The organism is Oleiphilus sp. HI0117 (genome assembly GCF_001635235.1).
The window spans coordinates 1-3,620 of sequence record NZ_LWGA01000917.1 but is presented as its reverse complement, the minus strand read 5'-3'; the positions used below and the strand labels follow the sequence as shown (position 1 = coordinate 3,620).

Below are 3,620 nucleotides of genomic sequence, written 5' to 3'. Positions count from 1 at the left end.
AAAAATAATTAGCATTACTAAGTTCAACTATTTCTATAAAAACTATCTTTAGCTTTGGCCAGACAAAGCTTTCTAGCTAGGAGGCAGAATGAAACTCAAGATTAATGGCGCGCCCATATCAATCGACGTCGAGCCAGATACGCCACTCCTTTGGGTGATTCGTGATGAGGTTGGTCTAAAGGGCACCAAGTTTGGTTGTGGTGCGGGTTTGTGTGGAGCGTGTACTGTTCATCTTAATGGTGTCGCCATTCGCTCTTGCATTACCCCTGTTTCGTCAGTGGAAGGCCAAAATATCTCTACCATTGAAGGATTGGCCAGTAAAGATGGTCAGTTGCACCCGCTACAAGAAAGCTGGATTAAACATAACGTACCGCAATGTGGTTATTGTCAGCCTGGACAGCTTATGTCCGCAGCCTCGCTCTTGAAAGCTAATGCAAACCCTAGTGATGAAGATATTGACAATGCGATGTCCGGTAACCTTTGTCGCTGCGGTACTTATTCCCGAATCAAGGCTGCCATTAAAGACACTGTTGCATCACAGCAAATTGCTGCCGATCTATCCTACAAAGCAAAGGTATGAAGCGCTCATAATGCATTCTAATCTCATGAACAAATCTAAAGAGCTTTTACCTGATACAGCGATAAATCGTAGGGATTTTCTTAAAGTTGGTTTAGGCGCTGCTGGCGGCCTTAGCGTGGCGATAACATTGCCAGGCTGCAGTACGCTAAGAAACAATGAACTATCAAATACTGGTAGCTGGTTGGCTAATGCCTGGCTCGAGATACGGCCAGATAACTCTGTGATCTTCACTTTAGATAGAGTAGAGATGGGTCAGGGCACTTACACGGGTATTACAACGCTGCTGGCTGAAGAGCTAGATACCTCACCAGATACTATTCAGGTTGTTTTTGCCGGGGCAAACGCAGCTTATCGCAACCCGGATTATGGCTTGCAGCTAACCGGGGGTAGTAACAGTCTTTCAAGCAGTTGGAGCCAGATTCGCGAGGCAGGGGCTGCTGTACGGACTTTATTGCTACAAGCAGCGTCAGAAGCATTTGCGTTACCACAAGATAACTTAGAGTGCCGTAATGCTTATGTCAGCGTTAAGTCTACCGGCAAAAAAGTGAGTTTTGGTGCTTTGGCTAAACTAGCTTCTCAGCAAGATTTACCGCAGGAAATAAAGGTAAAAGAACCGGCTCAATTCAAGTACATAGGGAAATTCGACGCTCGACTTGATGCAGCTGCAAAGGTAAAAGGGGAAAGCGCTTATGGAATCGATGTTGAATTGCAGGATCTTAAATACTGCGTTGTAGAGCGGGCTCCGAAATATGGGGGCAAACTTAAGTCTGCGAATATCGAAGTCGCTCTTCAGCAGAAAGGTGTTGTCTCGGTTCTTGAGGTTTCCCGTGGTATAGCTGTCGTCGCAAACTCCTATTGGCAAGCAAGGAAAGCATCAAAAGTACTAGAGGCGCAGTGGGCATTTAGTGAAGAGAGTGTTGAAACTAGTGATGCAATCAGCAACCTATATCTGGATAAGCTTGCAAATGATTCCGGCAAATCTATTCGTCAAGACGGCGATACAGCGGAGCTTCTCGAGGCTGATGGCCATATAGAAGAGTTTGAGTTTACAGCGCCTTTTCTTGCTCACGCCACCATGGAGCCAATGAATGCCGTTGCAAGGGTTAGCAAGGGGAAGGCGGAAGTATGGGCTGGAACTCAAGCCCCTGACGTAGCACAAGTTGCAGTCGCAAAAGCGACCAATATCGATCTGGACAATGTAACTATTCATAACCAGTTTCTAGGGGGTGGCTTCGGTAGACGCTTAAGTCAAGATTATATTGCCGAGGCTGCTGAGGTTGCGGAAAAAACCGGACTGACAATTAAACTGGTTTGGTCCAGAGAAGAAGATATCAAGCACGATTTATTTCGACCAGCAAGTTTGCACAAGGTTCGGGCTGCGCTCGACACTAAAGGCCTACCTGTCGCCTGGGAGCATCAAATTGTCGTGCCCAAGATTATGGATTGGTATGTATGGGACGCTTCACCAGCTATGTTTCCTTGGGCGCCTGAGTTTATGTACCCAATGCTGGGGCATGCCGGGCTAATGACCGAGGGAACGCCAATCACTCCAGCTGATACTTCGCCTTATGAAGGTGCTGCCGACTTTCCTTATACGATACCAAATATCAGTGTTAAGCATATCAAGGCCGATGCTGGCGTACCGATAAGCTACTGGCGTTCAGTTGGCCACTCATTTAACGCTTTCGTTGTGGAGAGTGCAATTGATCAGTTAGCTCAGTCAGCTGGACTAGATGCATATCAGTTCCGCAAACAGTATTTAGGTAATTCACCGCGACTACTTAAAGTGTTGAACCTGGTTGCAGAAAAAGGTGGGTGGGGGCGTACGCTGCCTAAAGATGTCCACCAAGGTATCGCTGTGCATAAGTCTTTCGGCTCTTATGTTGCGCAACTAGTTGAACTTAAAGTTGAATATGGACAAGTTAAGCTTCTGACGGTGCATTGTGCCGTAGATTGCGGCATGGTTGTAAACCCTGATATCGTTACAATGCAGATGGAAAGCGGAATTATATTTGGTGCGACTGCCGCACTCTATGGAGAGATTACTTTTGCTGAAGGTGAGGTTATGCAAAGTAATTTTCATGACTATCCTTTGATGAGGATGAATGAATCTCCAGATATTAAAACTTATATTGTCCCGTCAGACGACTCGCCAAGCGGTGTGGGCGAGCCTGGCTTGCCACCGATTGCACCAGCAATCGCTTCTGCTTTGTATAAAGCTACGGGTAAGCGATTTAACTCTATGCCTTTTAAGCTAAGTTAATATGTATGAACAAAACAAGCATGTATTGAATTCGATTAAAGAGTGGCTAGCTCGTGACGAAAAGGTCTTTTTGGTAACGGTTGTTACAACATGGGGAGCTTCCCCTCGTCCGCCCGGTAGTCTGTTTGCCTATAACTCAAGTTTAGGTATGCAAGTAGGTTCTTTGTCAGGTGGTTGTATTGAAGACGCTCTAGTTGAACACCTAAGCCTTGGAAATACCCAATACCCCTTTATCAAAGTCTTTGGTGATCACCCTGATGATGCGCAGCGTTATATGCTGCCTTGTGGCGGTACAATGTCTCTGCTCATAGAGGCCTTGGACAACACTCACCTTTCATACATCTCAAAAATTATATCTACGCTTGATTCCAGGAAATGGCTTAAGCGTGAAGTTTGTTTAGATACTGGTCAAGCAGATATTAGAGTCATGAATCATAAGGAAGCGCATGACATCGATAAGGTTAGTCTCGATAATGCTCGCTTCACTCATGTGCTCGGCCCGATCTATCAAGTACTAATCGTAGGTGTGGGTGAGGTTGCAAGGAATCTCTTGAATATTTTAAAGGCGATCGATTTCCATGTTGAGCTCTGCGATGCGCGTAGTAACGTGGTTGATAGGCACGATGCTAAAAGCTGGGATACTCCGCTGCATCTTTGCTTACCAGATGATCTGATAAAAGAGCGATTTTCTGATTCCTATTCTGCTGTGCTGGCTTTGGCTCACGACCCAAGAGTTGATGATCTTGCGGTGATGGCGGGTTTGCATAGCCGATGCTT

The 3,620-nt window shown here is 45.9% G+C and carries 3 protein-coding genes; all 3 read left to right on the top strand.

The features are described 5' to 3' along the window. Nucleotides 1-88 precede the first annotated feature (88 nt). Complete coding sequence (locus A3757_RS16310) at nucleotides 89-580, top strand: (2Fe-2S)-binding protein (protein ID WP_068507497.1); 492 nt, start codon at nucleotides 89-91, stop codon at nucleotides 578-580. 10 nt (nucleotides 581-590) lie between these two features. After that, nucleotides 591-2,843, top strand: a complete 2,253-nt coding sequence (locus A3757_RS16305) for a molybdopterin cofactor-binding domain-containing protein (RefSeq protein WP_082865120.1) — start codon at nucleotides 591-593, stop codon at nucleotides 2,841-2,843. Between the two features lies 1 nt (nucleotide 2,844). Then, the coding region (locus A3757_RS16300; protein WP_068739936.1) for an XdhC family protein at nucleotides 2,845-3,620 on the top strand (776 nt) is incomplete at its 3' end.